This window comes from Micromonospora sp. RL09-050-HVF-A, assembly GCF_019374995.1.
Classification (GTDB): Bacteria; Actinomycetota; Actinomycetes; order Mycobacteriales; family Micromonosporaceae; genus Micromonospora; species Micromonospora antibiotica.
Map to the genome: position 1 here is coordinate 384,085 of NZ_JAGKQP010000002.1, position 23,295 is coordinate 407,379.

The window sequence follows — 23,295 nt, forward strand, 5'->3', positions numbered from 1 at the left end:
CGGCGGCGGTTACCCGTCCGCCGGCCGGTCACGCGCCCCGAAGCGGAAAAGTGGCTCGTTGCCGGTGGTACGGCCCGCAGCGGGATCCGGCGTCGGAACCGGACCCGGGCGAGGGCGGGGAACCGGGTCGTTTCCGGGTCGCCGTGGCGGGTAACCGACCGGCCTCATGTCGAAGGGAGCCCCGCATGAACTACGACACCTTCGTCGACCAGGTGGCCCGTCGGGTCCGCACCGACCCGGAGCGGGCCGTGGTGCTGGTCCACGCGACCCTGGCCACCCTCGCCGAGCGGTTGACCGGTGGGGAGGTGCTCGACCTCGCCACCCAGTTGCCCGCGCCGCTGCGGCTGGCACTGCGGCCCAGCCCGAGCACCGAGGCGGCCGAGCGGTTCGGTGCGGCCGAGTTCGTCGCCCGGGTGGCGCAGCGGGCCGACCTGGACGAATCGGCCGCCCGGGACGTGGTGCGGGCGGTCTTCGTCACGGTCCGCGAGGCGGTCAGCGGTGGTGAGTTCGACGATCTGGTGACCCGGTTCCCCCGCGACTACCGGGAACTGGTGGAACCGGCGCTCACCCCCGGGGTGGCCGCCCTGCGCCGGGCCTGACCCCACCGGTCGACCCCGGTGCCACCGGGTGGTCGGGCTCCGGCGGGGGCGTCGGGCCGACCGCCGCCCCGGGCACACAGCCGTTGACCAGGGCAACGACGCCGTGACGGTGGTGCGCCCTGACTTGGCGAGTTGCTCGGACCTGGCCTAACCTGGACCGCACGAGGGGAGTACTTCCCACGAACCATTCCGGTCAGTACGGCGCGCCCCGGGTGCGCCTCGGGTGGTTGCCCACGGCGAACGTGGGTGAAGGAGACCTCGAACATGGCACGGTGTTCGAGGAGGCTCCATGACCGATCTGTCGTACTTTGCTGCCGGTGGGTTGTCGTCGGTCGGCACGCCCACCCTGTGGGCGGTGACCATCGTCGGCGTGCTCGCCCTGCTGGTCCTCGACTTCCTGGTCACCCGACGCCCGCACGAGGTGTCGATCCGGGAGGCGCTGGGCTGGTCGGCCTTCTACATCGCGTTGCCGTTGGCCTTCGGCGGTTGGGTCTGGTACCGCTTCGGCTCCCAGCAGGGCGTCGAGTACCTGACCGGCTACCTGGTCGAGAAGTCCCTGTCGGTCGACAACCTCTTCGTGTTCATGCTGCTGCTGGCCGCCTTCGCGGTGCCCGCGGTGCTCGCCCAACGGGTGCTGCTCTACGGCATCGCCGGGGCGCTGGTGCTGCGCGCGATCTTCATCGCCCTCGGCGCGGCGGCGTTGCAGACCCTCGACTTCGCCTTCCTGCTCTTCGCCATCATCCTGATCGCCACCGCGGTCAAGCTGCTGCGCGACGCCCTGTCCGGGCACGAGCAGGAAGTCGACATCAACAAGATGCGGTCGGTGCGGCTGCTGCGCCGGTTCATGCCGGTCGTCGAGGAGTACCACGGCACCCGGATGACGATCCGGCAGCAGGGTCGCCGGGCCCTCACCCCGTTCGCCCTGGTGGTGGTCGCGGTGCTCGCCACCGACATCGTCTTCGCGGTCGACTCGGTGCCCGCCGTCTACGGCATCACCGAGGACCCCTACCTGGTCTTCGCCACCAACGCGTTCGCGCTGCTCGGGTTGCGGGCGCTCTACTTCGTCCTGCATGCCGCGCTGAGCCGCCTGGTGCACCTCAGCTACGGTCTGGCCATCATCCTGGCCTTCATCGGCGTCAAGCTCGGCCTGCACTGGGCCCACGGGATCTGGTCGGGCGTGCCGGAGATCCCGACCCTGGCCTCGCTCGGCGTCATCATCGGCGTCCTGGCCGTGGTCACCCTGACCAGCCTGCGGGCCACCCGCGACCGGGAGCCCGGCGAGGTCGAGGTCGTCACCGACAAGCACTGACGGTACGCGCCCGGCGGCGACCCGCGACCGGGTCGCCGCCGAAGGCGTGCCGGTCGGCGGGAACCCTCCCGCGCACACCCGCCGGGTGGTACGACTGACGGGTGGGAATCGTGTCACCGGGCTTCCAGGGCCGACGCCGTACGACCGATCCGGCCCTGCCGCCGGGGCAGTACCTGACCGAGGACTTCCCGGTGCTGTCCGCCGGGCCGACCCCCCGGGTCCCGCTGGACCGTTGGGAGTTCGTCCTCGCCACCGAGACCGGCGACGAGTTCCGCTGGTCCTGGGCGGAGCTGATGGCCCTGCCGCAGGAGACCCCCACGGTGGACATCCACTGCGTCACCCGGTGGTCCAAGTTCGGCACCAGCTGGCAGGGCGTCTCGCTGGACGTGCTGCTCGACGGCGTGGACACCGCCGCCGACTACGCCCAGGCCCACTCGTACGGCGGATACACCACCAACCTGCCGCTGGACGACCTGCGTGACGGTCAGGCCTGGGTGGTGCACGGGTACGACGGCGAACCGCTGCCCGCCGAGCATGGTGGCCCGGCCCGGCTGCTGGTGCCGCACCTCTACTTCTGGAAGTCGGCCAAGTGGGTGCGGGGCCTGCGGCTGACCGTGGAGGACGAGCCCGGTTTCTGGGAGACGGCCGGCTACCACGACTACGGCGACCCGTGGCGTGAGCAGCGCTACCAGGGTGACTGAGGTGACCACAGCCGCCCCGGGTGGCCGGGTGGCCGCCCCGCTGGGCTGGCGGGTGGCCCGGCTGGCGCAGCGCCGGATCGAGACGCCCACCGCGCAGACCCTCGTCCTGTCGGTGCCCGGCTGGCCGGGACACCTGCCGGGGCAGCACGTCGACGTCCGGCTCACCGCCCCCGACGGCTACCAGGCGGCCCGTTCCTATTCGTTGGCCGGCCCGCCCGACGGCGACCGGATCGCGTTGACCGTGCAGCGGGTGCCCGACGGCGAGGTGTCGCCGTACCTGACCGACGCCTGGGCCGAGGGGGACCCGGTGGAGGTGCGTGGCCCGGTCGGCGGCTGGTTCGTCTGGCGGTCCGAGCAGACCGCGCCGGTCCTGCTGGTCGCCGGGGGTTCCGGGGTGGTGCCACTGATGGCGATGGTGCGGGCCCGCCGGGCCGCCGGCAGCCGGGCGCCGTTCCGGCTGATCTACTCGGTACGCACCCCGGCGGACGTCATCTACGCCGACGAACTACGTACCCGCGCCCGCGACGACTTCGGCCTGGACGTCAGCTACGTCTACACCCGCGAGGCCCCCGACGGGTGGCGGGGCGAGCCGCACCGGATCGGTCTGGCCGACGTGAACACCCACGGCTGGCCGGCGGACCTGGAACCGCTCTGTTACGTCTGCGGTCCGACCGGTTTCGTGGAGACCGTCGCGGACCTGTTGGTGGGGCTGGGCCACCCGACCCGGCGGGTCCGGACCGAACGGTTCGGGCCGACCGGCTGACCGGCGAGGAGAACCGATGACCGAGATGTCCTACCTGGACGGCAACATGCTCGACGGGCCGTTGCGCGAGCTGCTCGCGGTGGACCTGAGCGCGGCGACCGGGCGGTGCGCGTCCTGTGGCATGGTCGGCCCGATGGCCGGACTGCGCGTCTGGGCCCACGCCCCGGGGCTGGTGGGTCGTTGTCCCTCCTGCGCCGAGGTGATGCTGCGGCTGGTCCGGGCCCCCGACCGGGCCTGGCTGGACCTGCGTGGCGCCACCTACCTCCAGGTGCCGATGCCGACCGCCGAACCGTTCCCCCGACCACTCTGACCAGCCACCTGCCTTCGTCCCCGCCGCCGTCGCGGGGTGCGACCGGGCTCGCGGCCGGACGGCCCGGACCCGTGTGGTCCGGGCCCGCGGTCGGCACCTGCGGGTTCCGCCGGTCAGTGCGGTGCGGCGGCGACCGACGCCCGGCGGACCAGCGGGCAGGGCATGGCGACGTGCCGGGCCACCCGGCGGCGGGCCCCCTTCGGCCGGTCGAGCAGCTCCACCATCGTCTCGACCGCCCACGCGCCCATCCCGTGATGCGGCAACGCCACGGTGGTCAGCGCGGGGAACAACCCGTCCGCGATGACCTCCTGGTTGTCGGAGCCGACCACCGACAGCTCCTGCGGCACCCGCAGGCCGAGTTCGGCGGCGGCCCGGTAGACGCCCATCGCCATCCGGTCGGTGAAACAGAACAGCGCCGTCGGCCGGTCGGCCGCGTCGAGCAGGACGCGGGCGGCCCGGTGCCCGCCGGCGGGGTCGCCGACGTCGGCACGTACCAGCTCCGGCCGGTACGGGACCCCGGCGGTCCACAGCGCCTCGCGGTAGCCGAGCAGCCGGCCCCGCGCGGCGGGAACGTCGTCGACGGTGGTGACGAAACCGATCCGGCGGTGCCCGTGGGCGAGCAGTTCCCGCACCGCCGCGGCGGCGCCACCGCGCTCGTCGGGCACCACCGAGGGGAGCGTGGCGTCGTCGCTGCGGGCGTTGAGCAGCACCACCGGCATCGGGCGCAGCTCGTCGGGGACCCGCACCACCCGGTGGTCCGTGGTCGCGTAGAGCACACCGTCGACCCGGTGCCGCGACAGCGCCCGGATCTCCCGCCGTTCGGCCTCGAGGTCGCGTCCGGTGGTGAGCAGCAGCACCCACCCGCGCGCCGATGCGGTCTCCTGCGCGCCGAGGATGAGCCGCCCGGCCTGCCCGGTGGCGGCGATGACGTCGCCGAGCAGCCCCAGCGCGTACGACCGTTGCAGCCGTAGCCCCCGGGCCAGCCCGTTCGCCGCGTAACCGAGTTGCCGGGCCACCGCCTCGACCCGTTCCCGGGTCTGTGCGCTGACCCGGGTGCCGGACTTGTTGTTCAACACGTGGGACACGGTGGTCACCGAGACGCCCGCCGCGGCGGCGACGTCCCGGATGCTCGCCTTCGGTCCCATCGGCTCACCTTCGTGCTGCTCGTGGCTCGGCCGCCGGGGCGACGGTCCGACAACGCTAGCCGAACCGGCCGGGAAGCGGAGACGACGTGCGGCACCCGGTCCACGGGTTGGGCGGGGCGGCGACGGCCCCCGGCACGTGCCGGGCCGGGCGGGTGCTGGCGGTACGGCGGCGTCGCCCGGGCCGATGCCCGCCCGTGCGGTGCACCGGCGGGCATCGACGTCCGGCTCAGATTCGGGAGGTGAAGGCGACCAGCACCTGGTACGGGGCGGGCGTGCCGGTGTTGTCGAAGCAGATCACGTCCACCGGGGCGTCCACCGCGTACGACCACGGCTGGGTCAGGTTGCAGTAGTTGGGCCCGGTGCCCTGCGCGGTGACCTGGGCGTGCGTCTCCTTCTGGCCGAGCTGCTTGAAGGTGACCAGGTAGCGGCCGGCCGGTGCGAGCGGTGCGATGGTGTTGACGCCCACCCCGAGCTGGGAGTTGTCGTTGGTGGGGCCGCCCGCCGCGCTGGCCAGGTGACCGAAGAACTTCGGCGGGGCCAGCGACCCGATCACCGACCGCCCCCGGTGGTAGGAGAGGGTGAAGTCGGTGTTCACCGGCGCACCGGCCTGGTCGAAGCAGAACACGTAGACCAGCACGTCCGTGCCGGAGGCGCCCCACCGGGCCACGGTGCACCGGCGCGGACCGGCGTTCGGCTGGATCGCGGTGGCCTGCACGTTGCCGGCCAGCACCCCGGCCAGCCCGACCCCGGGCAGCCGCACCGACCACTGCCCGACCCCCAGCGGGGCCAGCGCGGCGGGGGCCCCGGTGGACACGTACGACTGGACCAGGCCGCTGACCCCGCCCTGGACGTAGGCGTGTGCGGTGCCGGCCGGCAGCACCCCGGAGCTGGCGGTCCACAGCACGGTGAACCGGCTGTCGTCGCGGGTGCCGCCGGGGGCGAAGCACTGCACGTCGACGATCTCGTCGGTGCCCGACTGGAACCAGCGCACCACGGTGCAGTAGTGCCCGGCCCGGTCCACCGGGGTCACGTGCGGCACCCCGCGCGCACCGGCGCCGATCTGCGGGAAGCGTACCTGGAACCGGCCCGGGGCGAGCTTGATGCCGGTGGCCCAGGCGGCCGGGAAGGCGGTCTTCCAGGTGCCCCACTGCCGGGTGGTGTCCAGCACGGTCCAGCTGGTGACGGTGGGGTTGTCGACGTAGGCGAAACCCCAACGGTCCGCGGTGGCCGCCGCGGCGGGTGCGGTCGGCGCGAGCCCCACGGCCGCCAGCAGGGCGGCCAGTGCGACGGCGACGACACGGCGAACTCTCATCTGTCCCTCCGATTGGTGGTGGTCGAACAGGAACTCAGCGTGAGCGGAAGGCGCGTCGAAAGCAACGGTGTCGTCTACGCGGTGTGACTACAGTCGGGAGCCCGTCACTGATGTATCAGGCGGGCCGGAACGCCCTCGTGCACCGCACGCGTCCTCGCGCGGCGGCGGGAACGGTGACTCCGGGTCACCGGCCGCCCCGCTCCGCTCCGCCCCGGCGCGCTCCGCCCCGCTCCGGTGCGACGGTGCCGGGGCGATCCGACACGTTTGTCGTGCTGACCGCCGGGAAGGGAGCGGGCATGACGAAACCTCGTGTGGTGATCGTGGGCGCCGGTTTCGCCGGTTACCACGCGGCGAAGACGTTGCGGCGGTTGGCCGGTGGGCGGGCCGAGATCGTGCTGCTGAACTCGACCGACTACTTCCTCTATCTGCCGCTGCTGCCCGAGGTGGCCGCCGGGGTGGTCGAGCCGACCCGGATCTCGGTCCCGTTGACCGGCACCCTGCCCGGGGTGCGGGTCGTCGTCGGCGAGGCCGACCGGGTCGACCTGGCCAACCGCTGGGTGGGTTTCACCAACCCGGAGGGGGAGCGGGGCCAACTGGCCTACGACCGGCTGGTGCTCTGCGTCGGCAGCGTCAACAAGCTGCTGCCCATCCCCGGGGTGACCGAGTACGCCCACGGCTTCCGGGGCCTGCCCGAGGCGGTCTACCTGCACGACCACGTGGTCCGCCAGATCGAGCTGGCCGAGCAGGCGCAGGACCCGGCCGAGCAGCAGGCCCGCGCCACCTTCGTGGTGGTGGGGGCGGGTTACACCGGCACCGAGGTCGCCGCGCACGGGCAGCTCTTCACCGACGCGTTGCACGCGCAGCGCCCCCGGTTGACGGTCCGGCCCCGGTGGATGCTGCTGGACGTCGCCCCCCGGGTCCTGCCGGAGCTGGACGAGCGGATGTCGCGCACCGCCGACCGGGTGCTGCGTCGTCGGGGTGTCGACGTCAGGATGGGCACCTCGGTCGCCGAGGCCACCGCCGACGGGGTACGCCTCACCGACGGCGAGTACGTCCCGACCTGCACGCTGGCCTGGTGCGTCGGGGTCCGTCCCGACCCGTTCGTGGCCGAGTTGGGGCTGCGGACCGAGAAGGGCCGGTTGGTGGTCGACGAGTACCTCAACGTCCCCGGTTTCCCCGAGGTGTACGCCTGCGGCGACGCCGCCGCCGTGCCGGACCTGACCCGCCCCGGCCAGGTCTGCACGATGACCGCCCAGCACGCGCAGCGGCAGGGGAAGCTCGTGGCGCGCAACATCGCCGCCTCCTACGGCCAGGGCCGGCGTCACCCGTACAAGCACCACGACCTGGGTTGGGTGGTCGACCTCGGTGGGAAGGACGCGGCGGCCAACCCGCTGAAACTGTCGCTGTCCGGGTTGCCCGCCAAGGCGGTCACCCGGGGCTACCACCTGCTGGCGATGCCCGGCAACCGGGCGCGGGTGAGCGCCGACTGGGTGCTCGACGCGGCGCTGACCCGCCCGGCGACGCAGCTCGGCCTGGTCCCGGCCAACGCCGTGCCGTTGGAGAGTTCCTCGCCCGAGGTGTCGGCGCGCACCCGCTGACCGAAGCTGATCGGTCCGGCCGCCGGCTCACCCCCGGCGGTCGGACCCGGCCGCGTCGGACCCGCCGACATCGTCACCCCTGCGGTGGTCGACGGGTCCGAACTCGCGCAGCAGCACCTGGACGACCCCGGCCGCCGGGATGGCCAACAGCGCCCCGACCAGCCCGGCCAGTTCGGCCGCGACGAGCACGCTGACCAGCACGGTGAGCGGGTTCAGCCGGACCGCCCGGGACATGATCAGCGGTTGCAGCAGATGGTTCTCCACCTGTTGATAGACGACGAAGAAGACCAGCACCACCAGCCCGGCGGTGGGGGAGCGCAGGAAGCCGGCCCCGGACGCGACGACCGCCCCGAGCGTCGCGCCGACCAGCGGAACCAGGTCGGCGATCCCCACCAGTAGCGCGATCACCGCCGCGAACGGCACCCCCACCAGCACCAGCACGACGTACGTCCCCAGTCCGCAGATCACGCTGATCAGCAGGTTGCCGCTGAGATAGCCGGTGATGACCCGCGAGGTGCCCCGCCCGATCCGCCGCAACCGCACCCCCGTGCCGGCACCGACCGCCCCGAGCATGGTCCGGATGATCCAGGGCGCCTCCAGGACCATGAGGTAGGCCAGCACGACGACGGTGACCAGGCCGGCGAGGGTCCGCAGGACGCCCCGGAACAGTTCCACCGCAGGCTGGCGCAGCTCACCGCCGTACCGCTGGACCTGGTCGCCGTGGCGACGGGCGTAGTCCAACAGGCCGGTCCGGTCGAGCAGGCCGCCCAGCGGTCCCTGCCCGGCGCGGGCCTGCCGCAGCAGTTCGGGGGCCCGGTCGGCGAACCGTCCCAGCTCGTCCAGCAGCGGCACCAGGATCACCGCGCCCACCGCCGCCAGCAGCCCGAACACGGCCAGGAAGACCAGCAGGGTGGCCGTGGCCCGGTGCCGCACCAGCCGGCGCTCCACCCGGTCCACCAGGGGTCTGAGGGCCATCGCGAGGAACGCCGCGAGCAGGATCCAGATCAGCACCCGACGGGTGGACCAGAGCAGGCCGAGCCCGATGACGACCGCCAACACCAGACCGATCACGATCAGCGCCCGGCGGGCGGTACGACGATCGTCGGTGGTCCCCATCCGGCGCGGCTACCCCCGGTCGGAGCCCGGAAACCGTTCTGCCGGACCCCCGGCGGGCAGCGGCTTCACTCGCCGGGGGTGAGGGGCGCTCACCCGTCCGGGGCAGATCATCGAGGCGACCGGAGGTCTTCCGAGGCACGCGGAAGGGAAGGTCGTCATGAAGAGGATCGTGGAGATTGTTCCGGCTCGTCCCGGCTGGTACTCGCGGTGGCGGATCGGCCCCGAGGCGACACGGTGCTACCCGGTGAGCCTCTGGGCGCTGGTGGAGGAGGCCGACGGTTCCGGTCGTGAGGTCGTCGGTGTGGACTGCGCCGGGCAGTGGCCGGGAGCGGAGGAGAACGAGTCGGGTGGGGGATTCGTCCGTTACCTGTTCCAGCTGCCCGATTCCGGTCCTCCGGAGGACGTCGAACGACCCTCCCCCGTCGAGGTCCGGTCGACCGGTCCCCGCCGGCAACCCGCCGTCGTGACGCAGGAGCCCGCCGTCGCCGGATGACCGTCGGCCGTACGCCGACGGGGTCGACCGGGCCGCCCGCCGCCGGCCCCGGCACGAACATGACCGGGGTGTAGCTGACCCGCCCGCCCCCTCCCGGCCCCCGGCCCCTGGTCCCAGGGTCGGGGGCCACCCCGGCAGCCGGGTGGCTCAGCCCACCTCGCGGACGTCGTCGGCGGCACCTGCCGTCGGTCGCTCCACGGCCAGCAGCTCGGTCAGGCCGGTGCGGTCGAGCAACTGCTGGAGCCGGTCACCCACCCCGGTCAGCCGCAGCGGCCCGACGCCGCCCCGGCTGAGCACCAGGAAGGCGCTCAGGCCCGACGAGTCGCACAGACCGACCCCGCCGAGGTCGACCGTCAGCTCGTGGCAGCCGTCCGCGCGGACCCGGGCCGCCGCCTCGAGCAGCTCCGGAGCGGTGTCGAAGTCGAGGTCACCGGTCAACCGCAGCCGGGCGTGGCCGGCATCGGGCCGGGTCACCTCGATGGACAACAGCTGCGGGCGCATGCCCTCATGTTCCCAGCAACCCCGGACCGGGAAACGTCGGGGGTTCGCGGGACCCATCCGGGGCCGGGCGCGGTCGCCGGGGGTTCAGGCGGTGGCGGCGGGTGGCTTCGGTGCGGCGACGGCGGACTGCTCCGGCGCCTGACGGGCCAGTAGCCCGGTGACCCCCGTCATGTCCAGGATGGTCCCCAGGAACCGGGGCGTGGCTCGCAGGCGGATCAGCGTCCCGGCCCGCTGGCCCTCGCGCCAGGCGTGCACGATGACCGACAGCCCGGTGCTGTCGATGAAGGTCAGGCCGGCGAAGTCGATGACGATCACCGGAGGCCGGCCCGTGAGCAACCGGTCGATCTCGGCGCGCAACGGCGCGGAGGTGGTGTAGGCCAGCTCACCCCCGACCGCGATGACCGGTGACCGGGGGTCGGACCCGTCGACCGACATGGTCAGCGGGGCAGCTTCGAAAGTCCTGCCAGGGGATGCCACAGCGCGCCTTTCCGCAGGGCCGACGGTCGGGCTGGATCAGCCGGATCGTAACAATCTCCCGGCGGGTCCGCAGGAGCGCGTATCCGGGCCGCCGGGTGCCGTGCGGTGGCGAAACCCGCCGTGCGGCGTAGGCTGAGCGGAACAGATTGGCGCATACGGACGACCTCCGCGGCCCGGCGAACGGTGACAGGCGGACGGTGACAAGGGGAGTGGGGCTCAGCTGGTGGCTGCTGCCGACGTCAGGGGTTTCGACCCGGGCGACGGACGGATCTCCACGCCGAGTGCCGGACGGGCTCCGGCCCGGTCCGTCGGCGCCCCCGCCGTGCTGCCCCCGCTGGCACCGGACGGCACCAGCCCCGAGCCCGCCCGGTCCGAGCCCCCCTGGCCCGAGCCCGCCCGGTCCGAGCCCGCCTGGTCCGAGGTCGTCGAGCACTTCCGTGAGGGCCTGATCATCTGTGACTCCGACGGCGTGGTGAGGCACGTCAGCCCCGTCGCCGAGCGGTTGCTGCCCGAGGTGACGCCCGGTCGTGGCCTGGCCGCCGGGCTCGCCGTGCTGACCGGGGTCACCGACCCCGACGGGTTCGGCCATCACGGCCGGCGGCTGCGGGTCCGCCGGGTGGCGCTGTCCGGGTCCCGCAGCTGTCTGTACGTCGAGGACGTCACCGACAGCGTCTCCCGGGCGGACGCGCTGCTCGCCGAGCGGGCCCGGTCCGCCTTCCTCGCCGTCGTGGGGGAGAAGCTCGGTAACCCGCTGCACCCCGACCGGGCCGCCGCCGCCGTCATCCGGCTGACCGTACCCACCCTGGCCGAGGTGGCGGTGCTGGTGCTGGCGCCCCGGTCCGGGCGGGCCCGGTGGTGGCGGGCGACCCGGGCCGACCACGAGTCCCCCACGGTGGACAGCGGCGTGCTGCCCGCCGCCGCACTGCCCCCGGCGATCGCCGAGGGGCTGTCCGGTGTCGAGCCGCATGCCGTGGACTGGCTCGTCGAGCAGGCGGTCGAGGCCGGTTGGCTGCCGGGGCTGACCACGTCGGAGGTGACCGCCCGGATGGTCTCGCTGCCCGGCCGGGACGCCCCGGCCGGGGTACTGCTGGTGGCCCGCCGCATCCGCTGGTACGACGAGGCCGACCTGGATCTCGTCCGGGCCTTCGCCGCCCGGGCCGGCGCCGCGCTCACCACCGCGGTCCTCTACCGCAACCAGGCCGAGGTGGCCGACACCCTCCAGGCCAGTCTGGTGCCGGTGGAGCCGCCCGAGGTGGCCGGCGTGCAGTGGGGGACGGCCTACCGGCCGGCGCAGGCGAGCCTGCGCATCGGTGGCGACTTCTACGGCGCGCACCGGCTGGCCGACGGTGGCGCGGTGTTCTTCCTCGGCGACGTCTCGGGCAAGGGGGTGGAGGCCGCGGTCTTCACCGGCCAGTTGCGTCAGTGTCTCCAGGCGCTCCATCGTGTCGAGTCGCACCCCGGCCGGCTGGTGAAGCTGCTCAACGACGCCCTGCTGGAGACCACCCAGGCGCACGGTCAGGGCCGCTTCGCCACCCTGGTGCTCGGGACGGTACGCCCGCACCGCGACGGCGGCCTGTCGCTGACGATGGCCGGTGGCGGGCACCTGCCGCCGCTGGTGCTGCGCAACTCCGGCGAGGTCGAGACGGTGCCGCTGCGCGGCATGCTGATCGGCGTGGTCCCCGACCCCCGCGTCGGTGAGGTCACCGTACGCCTGGCCGTGGGGGAGACCTGTCTGCTCTACAGCGACGGGGTGACCGAGGCCCGGGGCGGTCGACGTGGTGACGAGCAGTTCGGCCAGGACCGGTTGGTCCATGCGGTGACCGCCTGCCACCGGATGCCCGCCCCGGCGCTCGCCGAGCGGGTCGAGCAGGTCACCTGCGACTGGCTGGGGCACGGTGACCACGACGACATCGCGGTGCTGGCCCTGCGGGCGACCGGGCCGGGCGGTCGTCCCGACGGCACCTGCACTCCGTCCCGGCTGTCCCGGGCACGGCCGAGAGGAACCCCCGATCGTGACCGTCCCGACCGCCCCGGTCGACCCGGCGCACGCCTTCGCCGACTTCCTCGCCTGTCTGGAGGAGGCGGACGAGTACGGCGCGATCGAGGTCGCCACCGGGTTGCTCGACGCCGGTGTCCCCGCGGAGCGGGTGCTGCTCGACCTGGTCGCACCGGCCCAGGTCGAGGTGGGTGAGCGGTGGGCCCGCAACGAGTGGAGTGTGGCGCAGGAACACGCGGCGACCCACATCAGCGAGCGGGTGGTGGCGGCGATCGCCGGGTACGCCGATCCGCGTCCCACCCGGGGGCGGCTCGTGGTGGCCTGCATGGATGGTGAGTGGCACGCCCTGCCGCCCCGGCTGGTCGCGGAGGTGCTGCGACTGCGCGGCTGGCAGGTGACGTTCCTGGGGGCCAGTGTGCCGGCTGCGCACCTGGTGTCCTACCTGCACCGGCACGACGCGCACGCGGTCGCGTTGGCCTGTGCCCTGCCCATGCGGCTGCCGTACGCGCACCGGATGATCGAGGCGTGCCGGCGCTCGGACGTGCCGGTGGTGGTCGGCGGGCGCGGGTTCGGTGTGGACGGCCGGTGGGCCCGGCGGCTCGGGGTCGCCTGGGCGGCGGACGCCCGGGCGCGGCCGACCTGGTCGCCGACGAGCGGCGGTTGCGTCGGGTTCCACCCGCGGAGCTGTCCCACCTCGCCGACCACGAGTACGCGGGCCTGGTGAAACGGCGTGGTGAGCTGATCGACTCGGCGGTGGCGGACCTGCGGGTCCGGGTGCCGTCGGTCGGGGAGTACACCTCGACGCAGTGGGATGCCACGATCGGTGATCTCGGCTACATCGTGGATTCGCTGGCCGCCGCCGTCTACGTCGACGACCCGGAGTTGTTCACCGACTTCGTGTCCTGGCTGGCGACGATCCTGGCCAGTCGGGGGGTACCGACCGCGGCGGTCGCGTCGACCCTGGGCCACTACGGGCACGCCCTGCGTGACTTCCCCCGGGCGGGACGGTTCGTGGCGCTGGGTGTGGCGGCGACCGTCGCATCCGGGGTCGTCCGGCACTGACGCGGCGTTGCGGGGCGCCCGGGGAGCGCTGCGTATACTTGCTGCACTGCAAGGGTCTTCCTGCGGTGGAAGCGAGAGGGACGACGTTGACCTTCACCGTCACGCACGACGAGCGCGATGGTGGCGGCGTGTGCCTGCGGCTCGCGGGCGAGTTGGATCTCGGTGCGGCCGGGGCGCTCAACGCCGAGATCGACCGGCTCGTGGCCGACGGCGAGCGGCACCTGCTGCTCGACCTCGGCGCGTTGACCTTCTGCGATTCCACAGGCATCGCGGCCTTCGTGCGCGGTGACAACCTGACGGCCGCCCGGGGCGGGTGGTTGCGGCTGTCCGGGGCGACCGGCCGGGTGGATCGGGTTCTCCAGATCACCGGGCTGGCCGAGGTGCTGCGTTACCAGCCGGACACCGCCGACCCGCGGTCGCCGTCCGCCCGGTGATGGGCTAAATTTCCCCGCCAGCGGATGACCGACCGGTTTCCCACCTCGCGGATGACCGCGTTCGGTTCTCCCGCCGACGGGGTACCGAGACCGTCGTCCCCGATCGCCGAGACAGACAGGTTGGACCCATGGACCGAGGCGCCACGAACCCCGTCCGCATCCTGGTGGTCGACGACGACCCGGGTGACGTGCTGATGATCGAGGAAGCCCTGGCGGATTCCGAGATCGCCAAGGTCATCGACGTGGTCGGTGACGGCCAGGAGGCGATGGAGTTCCTGCGTCGGGAGGGCCGGCACGTCGACGCCCGACGCCCCGACGTGATCCTGCTCGACCTGAACATGCCCCGGATGGACGGGCGTCAGGTGCTCGGCGAGGTCAAGCAGGACGACGACCTGCGGACGATCCCGATCGTGGTGCTGACCACCTCGAACGCGGACACCGACATCGTGGGCAGCTACAGCCTGCAGGCCAACGCCTACGTCACCAAGCCGATCGACCTGGACGACTTCAACGACGTGGTGCGCCGGATCGACGAGTTCTTCGGCCGGGTCGTGGTGCTGCCGAAGCGTTCCTGACCGCGCGGTTCGCCCCGGCGCGTCCCCCGCGCCGGGGCCCGGTCGGCCGCCGGCCCCGCAATTGCTGAACATTTTTCCTGAACCGCCCCCGTGTCGGCCGGCTGCCGCCAGGATCGAGCTGGAACAGACGTATCAGCTTCCTGGGGGGCGACACGTGATGAGGTTCTCCGTCGTGCGGTCCGGCTCCGACCGGCAACAGGCCGATTCCTTCCTGGACGAGCTCGGAGTCCGGTTGACCCGACTCGCCGCGCGGGCGGAGGTGATCGCCGGCGCGGGGCGGGATTGGGATCAGATCCGCCAGGAGACCACCCTGCTCCTGGCGATGGTCGACCGGCGGCGGGCCGACGCCGGCCGGGCGGTCCGCCCGGCGGAGCCGGCGGCCGAGCTGCTGGCCCGGGCCCGCGACGAGCTGGACGCCGCCCGGGAGGAGGCCCGGCAACTGCGGGAGCGGGTGTACGCCGAGGCGGTGCAGGCCCGGCGGGAGTTCGAGGCGTCGCTGCACGAACGGCGGCACCGGGCCGCCCGGGCGGATCAGCTCCTGACCGGGGTGGCCGTCGAGACGGTGCCGGTCGACACCCCGACCGCCGCCGCCGGGGGTGTGCCGGCGACCCGGGTGGCCACCGGCGTCGACGAGGTGCCGGCCGACCAGCCTGAGCCGGGGACCTGGGTGGCCTGACCGGGCCGCACCCGCTGCCGGCGACCCACCCGGGGCCGTCGGGCCTCAGCGGTCGATGCCGCCACCTGCGGCGACCGCCCGGGGTCGTCGGGCCTCAGTGGTCGGCGCCGCCACCGCTGCGGTGACGGGCCGGGGTCGTCGGGCCTCAGGTCAGCGCGGCCACCACGGTGGTGGCCCGCTGCTCGTGCCGTGCGTAGGCGTGGGGGTAGGCGGAGATCTGCACGGCCTGCGCGGCGGCGGTGACGCTGAGCTCCCGCCAGCCGGGGATCTTGGCCAGCGCCGCATAGAAGGCCCGAGCCGCATAGTCGGGGCGCATCAGCTGGGCGACGGTGCCCCAGCCGCTGCTCGGGCGTTGCTGGAACAGGCCGACCGAGTCGTGGTCGGAACCGCTGCCCTGGTGCGGGTGGTCGTACGACTCGGGCAGCACGTCGCTGGCGAGGTTGTGCAGGTCGCTCTCCTGCATGGCGGTGGCGACGGCGACCACCATGCCGCGTCGGGGCACGCCCAGATCGACACCGGCGTCGACGATCTTCTTGGCGTTGTCCATCTGGACCGGGGTGAGGCCGGCGACCGGACGGGGCCGGCCCGGCTTCGTCGGTGTCGGTGAGGCGCTGCGGGCGGCCGGTGGGTGCGGGCTCGCCGACGCCGGGGCGGCCGGGGGCGAGGCGGCCCGGTCCCGTGCGCGGGAGGCCCGCTGTTCGTCGGCGGCCCGGTCGGCCAGCACCTCCTGCACCGGCCGGGGCCGCTGCCGGTCGACGTGGTGCGTGCCGGCGAACGCGATGAGCCCCAGACAGCAGGTGACGCCGCCGGCGAGGGCGATCCGGGCGGGGACCGAGGCGAACGGGGTGCGGACGCCCCGCCGGGGCGGCTCCGGTGCGCGGTGCCGGCCGATCCTCCGTTCGTCCGAGGTGGCCCCGGTCGAAGGGTCAGCCGCGTGCTGTCGGGCCGGTCGCTGCTCATCGGTGTCGTCGGGGTGCACCCGCCGAGGCTAGAGAGGTTTCGGCCGCGGACCACCGCCGTGCCGGGTGGCCTACGCCACAACGGGTCACTTTCCGCCCGGATCTTCTCCGCATATCGCTATGGAAGCCGCGTAAGACTCAGACCGCTTCTGTCGCTTATAGTATTACTTATTAATGCGATAGCGGGCAGAATATCATCGTTGCTGATCGATCGGTGGGCATCGTTCGTCCGGTGGGGGCGATGGTGGCCGTACCACCGATGGCGCCTCCACCGGCCGAACGATGTGGCTCAGTGCCGGCCGTTGTCGGCCGCGCTCACCGTCAACCGGTGCCGGCTGCTGTCGTCGCTGGAGAACGGCCAGAGCCGGTCGGCGTACGCGACCAGCTCGGCCAACTGGTCGCGGCTCAACCCCACCGACGAGATGCTGGCGTGCACGTCGGCCCGGTACCGGCCGTCGTCGTCGCGTCCCAGCTTCGCCTCGGCGGTCACCTGCACCGTGTGCGCCTCGTCGGTGATCTCCCCGGCCGCCTCGACCGCCGCGTGGTGCAGGCAGGAGGCGAAGGCGGCGGCGAGCAGCTGCTCCGGGGTCAACCCTGTGCAGTGCGGCGCGAGCGGCGACGCCAGCGCGGTGGAGAGCCCACCGTCGTCGGTGCGTACGTGCCCGCCCGTGGCGGTCGCGCTGGCCTCGTGCAGCCAGGAACTCGGATCCGGCATCGCGTTCCTCCCTCACTCGTGGGCCGGATTCCCGGCCACGAACGGGTGAAACGCCGTGCCGCGCGGCCGGCGGAACGGGGATCAGACCGATCCGGTACGCGACCAGTCGTGCAACGCCACCGCCTCGGTCGCCTCCGCCGCCGCCCGCTCGGTCCAGGGCGACATCGACGCCGTCCGGGGCCGGGGCACCGGTGCCAGCATCGGCACGTAGACCCGGGCGTCGACCACCTCCGCCAGCTCCAGCGCCGCCACCAGACTGCTGGGCCGCTGCCGGGGGTCGTCGTCGAGGCAGCGCCGGCACAGGTCCACCACCTCGGGTGGCAACCCCGCGATCGGCGGCAGCGGTTCCGCCGTGATCTTCCACCGGGCCCCGACCAGTTGGGTGGCGGTGGTCCCCGCCGCGTACGGCAACCGGCCGGTGAGGCAGTAGTAGAGCAGGACCCCCACCGCGTACATGTCGGCGGCGGGGGTGGCCGGCTGCCTGTCGAACTGCTCCGGGGCCAGGTACGCCGGGGTGCCCACCACCATGCCGTCCGGGCTGCGGTCGGGGGCCCCCGCCGGGGTGGCGATGCCGAAGTCGAGCACCTTCGCCCCCGACGGGGTGAGCATGACGTTGGCCGGTTTGACGTCGCGGTGCACGATGCCGTGGGCGTGCGCCGCGGCGAGCCCGGCGGCCACCTCGGCGCAGACCCGTACGGCGATGCGCCAGTCCAACGGCCCGGCCCGCAGGTGCGCGGCGAGGGTCTCCCCCTCCACCAGCTCCATCACGATGTACGGCATCTCCCGGCCCGGCAGCGTCGTGGAGGTGCCGAAGTCGTGGACGCTGGCGACGTTGGGATGCACCAGCCGGGCGGCGGAGCGGGCCTCGGTCCTGATCCGCTCGACGGAGGTCTCCTCGCCCCGGTGGGCGGGGGACATCAGCTTGACCGCGACCGGTCGGTCCAGCACGACGTCGTGCGCCCGCCAGACCTCCGACATCCCACCCATGCCGATGCGCTGTTCGAGCTGGTACCGCCCGGCGAGCGTCCTCATCGACCCGCTCCTGTCCATGCCGACCGCGTCGCCGGGATGGCGATGGCGCTGCCGAGCCGGTACCCGGCCGCTGCGCAGGGCAAACCGTCCGCGCGCCCCGGTGGACCCCGGAACCGCCAGGTGCCGGCCCGTCGTGCGGCCTCCGTCGTGCGGCCTCCGTCGTGCGGCGTCCGTCGTGCGGCCTCCGTCGTGCGGCGTCCGTCGTGTGCCCCCGGCCCGGCCGGGTGTGCGGTAGCTTGCCGGGGTGGCCGGCGTACCGTCGGCCCACCACCGGGAGGGTCGATGGGCGAGGTGACCGTACGCTTCCTCGGTGGGCCGGCCCACGACCTGGTCAGGGCGTTGCCAGCCGACCCGGCGGGCGTGCCGCCGGTGCGCTGGGTGCTGCGCCACCCGGACACCCCGCCGACCCCGGGCGGGGCGGCCCCGACCACCTCTACCAGCGGGACCGGCCGACCGCCGACGGGGTCTGGACGATGTCCTTCATGCACACCTACCCGCTCGGCGCGGGCCAGTAGCGGCCCACAGAAGCACGATCGGCCCACCCGACCCCGTCCGGCCCGGTACGGTCGAGCGGGGCAGCCGCACGCGCACAGCCGGCACACAGGATGCGCATAGATCAGGACCAGCAACCGGTCCCACGATGGGGGCATGGTGACCGACGGGCAGACCGTACCGAACCGGATCGAGCTTCGCCGTCCCGACGGTGAGCCCGTCCGGGTGCTGGTGGTCGACGACGAACCCACCCTGACCGACCTGCTCTCGATGGCACTGCGCTACGAGGGCTGGCAGGTGCGCAGCGCGGGCAACGGGATGGCGGCGCTCAGCGCGGCCCGGCAGTTCCAACCCGACGCGGTGGTGCTCGACGTGATGCTGCCCGACCTGGACGGCTTCCAGGTGCTGCGCCGGCTGCGCGAGCAGACCCCGACCGTGCCGGTGCTGTTCCTGACCGCCCGTGACGCGGTCGAGGAACGGATCGCCGGGCTGACCGTCGGCGGCGACGACTACGTCACCAAGCCGTTCAGCCTGGAGGAGGTCATCGCCCGGTTGCGCGCCCTGCTGCGGCGTACCGGCTTCGCGGTGACCGCCCGGGAGGAGGCCGTGATCACCGTCGGCGACCTCACCCTCGACGAGGACAGCCACGAGGTACGCCGGGGCGACGACCTGATCACCCTGACCGCCACCGAGTTCGAGCTGCTGCGCTACCTGATGCGCAACCCGCGCCGGGTGCTGAGCAAGGCGCAGATCCTCGACCGGGTCTGGAACTACGACTTCGGTGGGCAGGCCAACGTGGTCGAGCTGTACATCTCGTACCTGCGTAAGAAGATCGACGTGGGACGCCGCCCGATGATCCACACCTTGCGCGGCGCCGGTTATGTCCTCAAGCCCGCGCCGTGACCCGGTCGGCCGGCTGCGTCGCCGGCTGTCCGGTGCGGTCCGGGCACGGTGGCTGGCCGGTTGGTCCCTGCGCCGCCGGCTGGTGCTCACCGTGGTCGCGCTGCTCGCGCTGGTCAGCATCGGCATCGGCGGGCTGACCACGATCGCGCTGCGGCACTTCCTGATCAACCAGGTCGACAACCAGTTCGCCATGGACAACCGCCGCTTCGACAGCCGGCTGCCCTGGGACCGATCCCCGGACCAGCCGCGCCCTCTCGACCAGTCCGCCAACCGGCAGGGGTCACCCGATCCACCGCCGACGTTCCCGGTCGGCTCGGTCGGTATGCGGGTCACCCCGCAGGGGGAGACGTCGACCCGCATCCGTAGCAGCTCCGGGGCGACCGAGGCGCTCACCGCCGCCGAGGTCGCCCCGCTGACCCGGCTACCCACCGACCGTGCGCCGCACACCGTCGCACTCGGCGACCGCGGTGACTACCGGGCGGTGTCCCGCCGGCTCCCCGATGGCGACATCCTGATCTTCGCCATCCCGCTGCAGCTGGTGCAGGAGACGGTGTGGTGGATGGTCGTCGCCCAGGCGGGCGTCGCGGCCGCCGGTCTGCTCGTCGCCGGCAGCCTGGGCGCGTTGATCGTCCGGGCCACACTGCGTCCGCTGCACCGGGTGGCGGCCACCGCCGGACGGGTCGCCGAGCTGCCGCTGGACCGGGGCGAGGTGGCCCTGTCGGTGCGGGTGCCCGACGCCGACACCGATCCGCGTACCGAGGTGGGGCAGGTGGGAGCGGCGCTGAACCGGATGCTCGGTCACGTCGCCGCCGCGCTCGCCGCCCGGCAGGCCAGCGAGACCCGGGTACGCCAGTTCGTCGCCGACGCCTCGCACGAGCTGCGCACCCCGTTGGCCGCGATCCGGGGCTACGCGGAGGTGGCCCGCCGGGGCCGCGACCAGGTGCCGCCGGACGTCGCCCACGCGCTGCGCCGGGTGGAGTCCGCCAGCACCCGGATGACCAGCCTCGTCGACGACCTGCTGCTGCTGGCCCGGCTCGACTCCGGCCGGCCGCTGGCCACCGGGCCGGTCGACCTGACCGCGCTGGTGGTGGACGCGGTCAGCGACGCCCACGTGGCCGGCCCCGAACACCGGTGGCAACTCGACCTGCCCGACGAGGCGGTGGAGGTGCCCGGTGACGCCGTCCGGCTGCACCAGGTGGTGGCGAACCTGCTGGCCAACGCCCGGGTGCACACGCCGCCCGGCAGCACCGTCACCACCCGGCTCGCCCCGATGCCCGGCGCGGTGCAGATCAGCGTCACCGACGATGGCCCCGGGGTGCCGGCGGAGCTGCGCGACGAGGTCTTCGAACGGTTCGCCCGGGGGGACAGCTCGCGGTCCCGGGAACACGGCAGCACCGGCCTCGGCCTGGCCATCGTCGCCGCCGTGGTCGAGGCTCACCACGGCACCGTCGCGTTGGAGAGCCGACCGGGCCGCACCGTCTTCACCGTACGGCTGCCGGACTCCACCGCCCCCGCGCCCCCGGCCTCGGACCCGCCGACACCGGCACGTCCCGCCGCCCCCGCGCCGCAGGTTTCCGTCGCGCCCGCGCGGTCGGACGGCGACGGGCCCGCGTCCCCGGATTCCACAGCGCACGCATAGCCAGGGCACGGGATCGACCCAACCAGCCCGGCCAGGCTGACCGCATGGACAGAACCGAGAGCCTGCTGACGACGCCGGCCAGCCCGCCGGACGCCGCGACCGCACCGCCGTCGGGCCCGCCCGACGCCGCGACCGTACCGCCGGCCCGGTCGGCGACCCTCCACCCGGACGCGGGCGACACGCCCCCACGACGGGACCCGCGCTGGGTCAGACCCGCGCTGGCCGTGCTGCTGCTCGGCACCGCCCTGCTCTACCTGTGGGGCCTGGGGGAGTCCGGCTGGGCGAACTCGTTCTACTCGGCGGCCGTGCAGGCCGGTGCGGAGAGCTGGAAGGCGTTCTTCTACGGCTCCTCCGACGCGGCCAACTCGATCACCGTCGACAAGACGCCAGCCTCGCTGTGGCTGATGGCCCTGTCGGTACGGATCTTCGGGCTGAACAGCTGGGCGATCCTGGTGCCGCAGGCGCTGCTCGGCGTCGCCTCGGTCGGCGTCCTGTTCGCCACCGTCCGCCGCTGGTACGGCCCGGCCGCCGGCCTGATCGCCGGGACGGTCCTGGCGCTCACCCCGGTCGCCACCCTGATGTTCCGGTTCAACAACCCGGACGCGCTGCTGGTGCTGCTGCTCGTGCTCGGCGCGTACGCCACGGTGCGGGCGGTGGAGACGGCCAGCACCCGGTGGATCGTGCTGGTCGGGGTGCTGGTCGGCTTCGGCTTCCTCACCAAGATGCTCCAGGCGTTCCTGGTGGTCCCGGTCTTCGCCGGGGTCTACCTGCTGGCCGCGCCGACCGGTTTCTGGCGGCGGATCCGGCAGCTGCTGCTGGCCGGCGTGGGCCTGGTCGTGGCCGCCGGGTGGTGGGTGGCGACGGTGGAGCTGGTCCCGGCCAGCGCCCGGCCCTACATCGGCGGGTCGCAGGGCAACAGCATCCTGGAGCTGACCCTGGGCTACAACGGCCTCGGCCGGATCACCGGTGACGAGGAGGGCAGCGTCGGTGGCGGCGCCCGGATGGGCGGCGGCGGTGGTCCGTTCTCCGGGCAGACCGGCTGGTTGCGGATGTTCGACACCGAGGTCGGCGGCCAGATCTCCTGGCTGTTGCCGGCCGCGTTGATCCTGCTCGTCGCCGGCCTGGTGCTGGCCGGGCGGGCGGCCCGCACCGACCGCCGACGCGCCGGGCTGCTGCTGTGGGGCGGTTGGCTGCTGGTCACCGGGCTGATCTTCAGCTTCATGTCCGGCATCTTCCACGCGTACTACACGGTGGCCCTGGCCCCGGCGGTCGGCGCGCTGGTCGGCATCGGCACCGTCCTGCTCTGGCGGGAACGCCGGGCCGCCGCCCGATCCGCCACCCCGGTCACCGGTACGGCGACGCCCGCCGCGCCGGTCACCGCGTCGGCTGTCCACCCGGGACCGACGCCGGCGGCCGACCTCGGCCCGGCACAGCCTGTCGCCGGTGCGGCGCAGCCTGTCGCCGGCGCCGTGCCGACTGCCGCCGGTGCCGCGCCGGGGGCCGGTGGTCGGCGGTCCGCCCGGTGGCGGGGGGTGTTCGCCACCGTCGTCCTGGCCGGCACCCTCGCGGTGACCGCCTGGTGGTCCTGGACCCTGCTCGGGCGCAGCCCCGACTTCCACCCCTGGCTGCGCCCGGCCGTGCTGGTGGTCGGCCTCGCCGTGGCGGTGCTGATCCTGGCGGCCCGACTGCTGCCCCGGCGGCTGGTGCCGGTGGCGCTGGCCCTCGGCGCGTCGGCCGCGCTGGCCGGCCCGGCGGCGTACGCGGCGCAGACCACCGGCACCCCGCACACCGGGTCCATCCCGAGCGCCGGCCCGGCCGTGCAGGGCGGCTTCGGCCCGGGGCGTGGCGGACCCGTCGGCCGGATGGGCAACGGTATGGAGTTCCCCGGTGGCGGCTTCCCGGGCGGCAACCGGCCCGGCGGCGCCGGCCAGAACGGTCAGCCTCCGGGCTTCCCCGGTGGTACCGCCGACGGCGGCCCGGGCCAGTTCCCCGGCTTCCCCGGCGGCACCGGCCAGAACGGCGGCCCGGGGCAGGACGGCGGCACCGGCCGCAACGGTGGCACGGGTCAGGACGGTGGGCGTACCGGAGGTGGCCAGGGGCGCACCGGCGGCGGGATGGGCGGGCTGCTCGACTCCCGCGAGCCGAGTGCCGCGCTGAAGGCGCTGCTGACGGCCGACGCCGACGACTACACCTGGGTCGCGGCGGCCGTCGGCTCCAACAACGCCTCCGGATACCAGCTGGCTACCGGTCGTCCGGTGATGGCGGTCGGCGGCTTCAACGGCAGCGACCCGTCGCCCACCCTGGCCCGGTTCCAGGAGTACGTGGCCGCCGGGAAGATCCACTACTTCGTCGGCGGGGGCGGCTTCCGGGCCAACGGGGCAGCTCCGCCTCCCAGGAGATCGCCGCCTGGGTCGCCGAGACCTTCACCGCGCAGACCGTGGACGGGGTCACCGTCTACGACCTGACCAGTGCCGGACAGGAGGCACAG

23 protein-coding genes and 1 pseudogene are annotated in these 23,295 nt (G+C 73.8%); 16 read left to right on the top strand and 8 right to left on the bottom strand.

The annotated features are described in order from the left end of the window. Positions 1–185: 185 nt before the first annotated feature. From J7462_RS01955 to J7462_RS01975, 5 genes are all read left to right on the top strand, one after another. Complete coding sequence (locus tag J7462_RS01955) at positions 186–599, top strand: DUF2267 domain-containing protein (protein ID WP_219460939.1); 414 nt, start codon at positions 186–188, stop codon at positions 597–599. Between the two features lie 289 nt (positions 600–888). After that, complete coding sequence (locus J7462_RS01960) at positions 889–1,908, top strand: TerC family protein (RefSeq protein ID WP_219460943.1); 1,020 nt, start codon at positions 889–891, stop codon at positions 1,906–1,908. Positions 1,909–2,009: 101 nt separating this feature from the next. Next, entirely contained in the window at positions 2,010–2,609 is a 600-nt protein-coding gene (locus J7462_RS01965; protein ID WP_307799081.1) for a sulfite oxidase-like oxidoreductase, read from the top strand. A 1-nt stretch (position 2,610) separates the two neighbouring features. Next, positions 2,611–3,372, top strand: a complete 762-nt coding sequence (locus J7462_RS01970) for a ferredoxin reductase (RefSeq protein WP_374197497.1) — start codon at positions 2,611–2,613, stop codon at positions 3,370–3,372. A 16-nt stretch (positions 3,373–3,388) separates the two neighbouring features. Next, entirely contained in the window at positions 3,389–3,682 is a 294-nt protein-coding gene (locus tag J7462_RS01975; protein WP_208566361.1) for a DUF6510 family protein, read from the top strand. A gap of 113 nt (positions 3,683–3,795) precedes the next feature. On the opposite strand, the gene J7462_RS01980 is transcribed toward J7462_RS01975, so the two are convergent. Together J7462_RS01980 and J7462_RS01985 are read right to left on the bottom strand one after the other, a co-directional pair. Then, complete coding sequence (locus tag J7462_RS01980; protein WP_219460949.1) at positions 3,796–4,827, bottom strand: LacI family DNA-binding transcriptional regulator; 1,032 nt, start codon at positions 4,825–4,827, stop codon at positions 3,796–3,798. Positions 4,828–5,053: 226 nt separating this feature from the next. Then, entirely contained in the window at positions 5,054–6,139 is a 1,086-nt protein-coding gene (locus J7462_RS01985) for a hypothetical protein (protein WP_208566359.1), read from the bottom strand. Between the two features lie 296 nt (positions 6,140–6,435). Here J7462_RS01985 and J7462_RS01990 point away from each other — a divergent pair, with 296 nt between their 5' ends. After that, positions 6,436–7,737, top strand: a complete 1,302-nt coding sequence (locus J7462_RS01990) for an NAD(P)/FAD-dependent oxidoreductase (protein WP_219460952.1) — start codon at positions 6,436–6,438, stop codon at positions 7,735–7,737. A 27-nt stretch (positions 7,738–7,764) separates the two neighbouring features. Here the strand turns inward: J7462_RS01990 and J7462_RS01995 are convergent, their stop codons facing one another. Continuing rightward, entirely contained in the window at positions 7,765–8,853 is a 1,089-nt protein-coding gene (locus tag J7462_RS01995; protein ID WP_219460954.1) for an AI-2E family transporter, read from the bottom strand. Positions 8,854–9,010: 157 nt separating this feature from the next. Between J7462_RS01995 and J7462_RS02000 the strand changes: the two genes are divergently transcribed. Further along, on the top strand, positions 9,011–9,346 hold the full coding sequence (locus J7462_RS02000; RefSeq protein WP_208566356.1) for a hypothetical protein: 336 nt from the start codon (positions 9,011–9,013) through the stop codon (positions 9,344–9,346). A 147-nt stretch (positions 9,347–9,493) separates the two neighbouring features. On the opposite strand, the gene J7462_RS02005 is transcribed toward J7462_RS02000, so the two are convergent. Both J7462_RS02005 and J7462_RS02010 read right to left on the bottom strand, forming a co-directional pair. After that, positions 9,494–9,847, bottom strand: coding sequence for an STAS domain-containing protein (locus J7462_RS02005; RefSeq protein WP_219460958.1), 354 nt, complete (start codon positions 9,845–9,847; stop codon positions 9,494–9,496). Between the two features lie 84 nt (positions 9,848–9,931). Continuing rightward, positions 9,932–10,282, bottom strand: a complete 351-nt coding sequence (locus J7462_RS02010) for an STAS domain-containing protein (RefSeq protein WP_219460960.1) — start codon at positions 10,280–10,282, stop codon at positions 9,932–9,934. Positions 10,283–10,547: 265 nt separating this feature from the next. Here J7462_RS02010 and J7462_RS33140 point away from each other — a divergent pair, with 265 nt between their 5' ends. The 6 genes from J7462_RS33140 to J7462_RS02035 all read left to right on the top strand — a co-directional run bounded on the left by J7462_RS33140 (position 10,548) and on the right by J7462_RS02035 (position 15,067). Then, the gene (locus J7462_RS33140; protein WP_308290693.1) at positions 10,548–12,515 is read left to right on the top strand and encodes a PP2C family protein-serine/threonine phosphatase; all 1,968 of its coding nucleotides are present in this window, start codon (positions 10,548–10,550) and stop codon (positions 12,513–12,515) included. Beyond that, positions 12,442–13,044: a B12-binding domain-containing protein gene (locus tag J7462_RS31680; protein WP_255598044.1), complete on the top strand. Its 603-nt coding sequence runs from the start codon at positions 12,442–12,444 to the stop codon at positions 13,042–13,044. Before J7462_RS33140 ends, J7462_RS31680 begins: the two co-directional genes overlap by 74 nt. After that, positions 13,041–13,382: a hypothetical protein gene (locus tag J7462_RS31685; protein ID WP_255597547.1), complete on the top strand. Its 342-nt coding sequence runs from the start codon at positions 13,041–13,043 to the stop codon at positions 13,380–13,382. Before J7462_RS31680 ends, J7462_RS31685 begins: the two co-directional genes overlap by 4 nt. 65 nt (positions 13,383–13,447) lie before the next feature. Further along, positions 13,448–13,816 (top strand): STAS domain-containing protein, encoded by a 369-nt coding sequence (locus tag J7462_RS02025; RefSeq protein WP_308290694.1) that lies wholly within the window; start codon positions 13,448–13,450, stop codon positions 13,814–13,816. 128 nt (positions 13,817–13,944) lie between these two features. Further along, on the top strand, positions 13,945–14,391 hold the full coding sequence (locus J7462_RS02030; RefSeq protein WP_208566350.1) for a response regulator: 447 nt from the start codon (positions 13,945–13,947) through the stop codon (positions 14,389–14,391). A gap of 157 nt (positions 14,392–14,548) precedes the next feature. Beyond that, positions 14,549–15,067: an ATPase gene (locus J7462_RS02035; protein WP_219460963.1), complete on the top strand. Its 519-nt coding sequence runs from the start codon at positions 14,549–14,551 to the stop codon at positions 15,065–15,067. A gap of 145 nt (positions 15,068–15,212) precedes the next feature. Here J7462_RS02035 and J7462_RS02040 read toward each other — a convergent pair whose 3' ends face one another. The 3 genes from J7462_RS02040 to J7462_RS02050 form a co-directional block, all read right to left on the bottom strand. Further along, positions 15,213–16,046, bottom strand: a complete 834-nt coding sequence (locus J7462_RS02040) for a hypothetical protein (RefSeq protein ID WP_219460966.1) — start codon at positions 16,044–16,046, stop codon at positions 15,213–15,215. A 269-nt stretch (positions 16,047–16,315) separates the two neighbouring features. Then, positions 16,316–16,741: an OsmC family protein gene (locus J7462_RS02045; protein ID WP_208566347.1), complete on the bottom strand. Its 426-nt coding sequence runs from the start codon at positions 16,739–16,741 to the stop codon at positions 16,316–16,318. A gap of 81 nt (positions 16,742–16,822) precedes the next feature. After that, a complete protein-coding gene (locus J7462_RS02050) occupies positions 16,823–17,773 on the bottom strand; it encodes a serine/threonine-protein kinase (protein ID WP_219460969.1) in 951 nt (316 codons plus the stop codon). 648 nt (positions 17,774–18,421) lie between these two features. Between J7462_RS02050 and J7462_RS02055 the strand changes: the two genes are divergently transcribed. The 3 genes and pseudogenes from J7462_RS02055 to J7462_RS02065 all read left to right on the top strand — a co-directional run bounded on the left by J7462_RS02055 (position 18,422) and on the right by J7462_RS02065 (position 23,272). Next, positions 18,422–19,168, top strand: a complete 747-nt coding sequence (locus J7462_RS02055) for a response regulator transcription factor (protein WP_219460972.1) — start codon at positions 18,422–18,424, stop codon at positions 19,166–19,168. Next, positions 19,146–20,684, top strand: a pseudogene (locus tag J7462_RS02060) (ATP-binding protein); the annotation flags it as partial. The gene J7462_RS02055 and the pseudogene J7462_RS02060, both read left to right, overlap by 23 nt. A 167-nt stretch (positions 20,685–20,851) precedes the next feature. Next, entirely contained in the window at positions 20,852–23,272 is a 2,421-nt protein-coding gene (locus J7462_RS02065) for an ArnT family glycosyltransferase (protein ID WP_374197498.1), read from the top strand. Positions 23,273–23,295 lie beyond the last annotated feature (23 nt).

Bases quoted from the DNA above. Each gene is read 5' to 3' on its own strand.
- J7462_RS01955 (WP_219460939.1), top strand. From the start codon at position 186: ATGAACTACGACACCTTCGTCGACCAGGTGGCCCGTCGGGTCCGCACC.
- J7462_RS01960 (WP_219460943.1), top strand. From the start codon at position 889: ATGACCGATCTGTCGTACTTTGCTGCCGGTGGGTTGTCGTCGGTCGGC.
- J7462_RS01975 (WP_208566361.1), top strand. From the start codon at position 3,389: ATGACCGAGATGTCCTACCTGGACGGCAACATGCTCGACGGGCCGTTG.
- J7462_RS01980 (WP_219460949.1), bottom strand. From the start codon at position 4,827: ATGGGACCGAAGGCGAGCATCCGGGACGTCGCCGCCGCGGCGGGCGTC.
- J7462_RS01985 (WP_208566359.1), bottom strand. From the start codon at position 6,139: ATGAGAGTTCGCCGTGTCGTCGCCGTCGCACTGGCCGCCCTGCTGGCG.
- J7462_RS01990 (WP_219460952.1), top strand. From the start codon at position 6,436: ATGACGAAACCTCGTGTGGTGATCGTGGGCGCCGGTTTCGCCGGTTAC.
- J7462_RS01995 (WP_219460954.1), bottom strand. From the start codon at position 8,853: ATGGGGACCACCGACGATCGTCGTACCGCCCGCCGGGCGCTGATCGTG.
- J7462_RS02000 (WP_208566356.1), top strand. From the start codon at position 9,011: ATGAAGAGGATCGTGGAGATTGTTCCGGCTCGTCCCGGCTGGTACTCG.
- J7462_RS02005 (WP_219460958.1), bottom strand. From the start codon at position 9,847: ATGCGCCCGCAGCTGTTGTCCATCGAGGTGACCCGGCCCGATGCCGGC.
- J7462_RS02010 (WP_219460960.1), bottom strand. From the start codon at position 10,282: ATGTCGGTCGACGGGTCCGACCCCCGGTCACCGGTCATCGCGGTCGGG.
- J7462_RS02030 (WP_208566350.1), top strand. From the start codon at position 13,945: ATGGACCGAGGCGCCACGAACCCCGTCCGCATCCTGGTGGTCGACGAC.
- J7462_RS02035 (WP_219460963.1), top strand. From the start codon at position 14,549: ATGAGGTTCTCCGTCGTGCGGTCCGGCTCCGACCGGCAACAGGCCGAT.
- J7462_RS02045 (WP_208566347.1), bottom strand. From the start codon at position 16,741: ATGCCGGATCCGAGTTCCTGGCTGCACGAGGCCAGCGCGACCGCCACG.
- J7462_RS02050 (WP_219460969.1), bottom strand. From the start codon at position 17,773: ATGAGGACGCTCGCCGGGCGGTACCAGCTCGAACAGCGCATCGGCATG.
- J7462_RS02055 (WP_219460972.1), top strand. From the start codon at position 18,422: ATGGTGACCGACGGGCAGACCGTACCGAACCGGATCGAGCTTCGCCGT.
- J7462_RS02065 (WP_374197498.1), top strand. From the start codon at position 20,852: ATGGACAGAACCGAGAGCCTGCTGACGACGCCGGCCAGCCCGCCGGAC.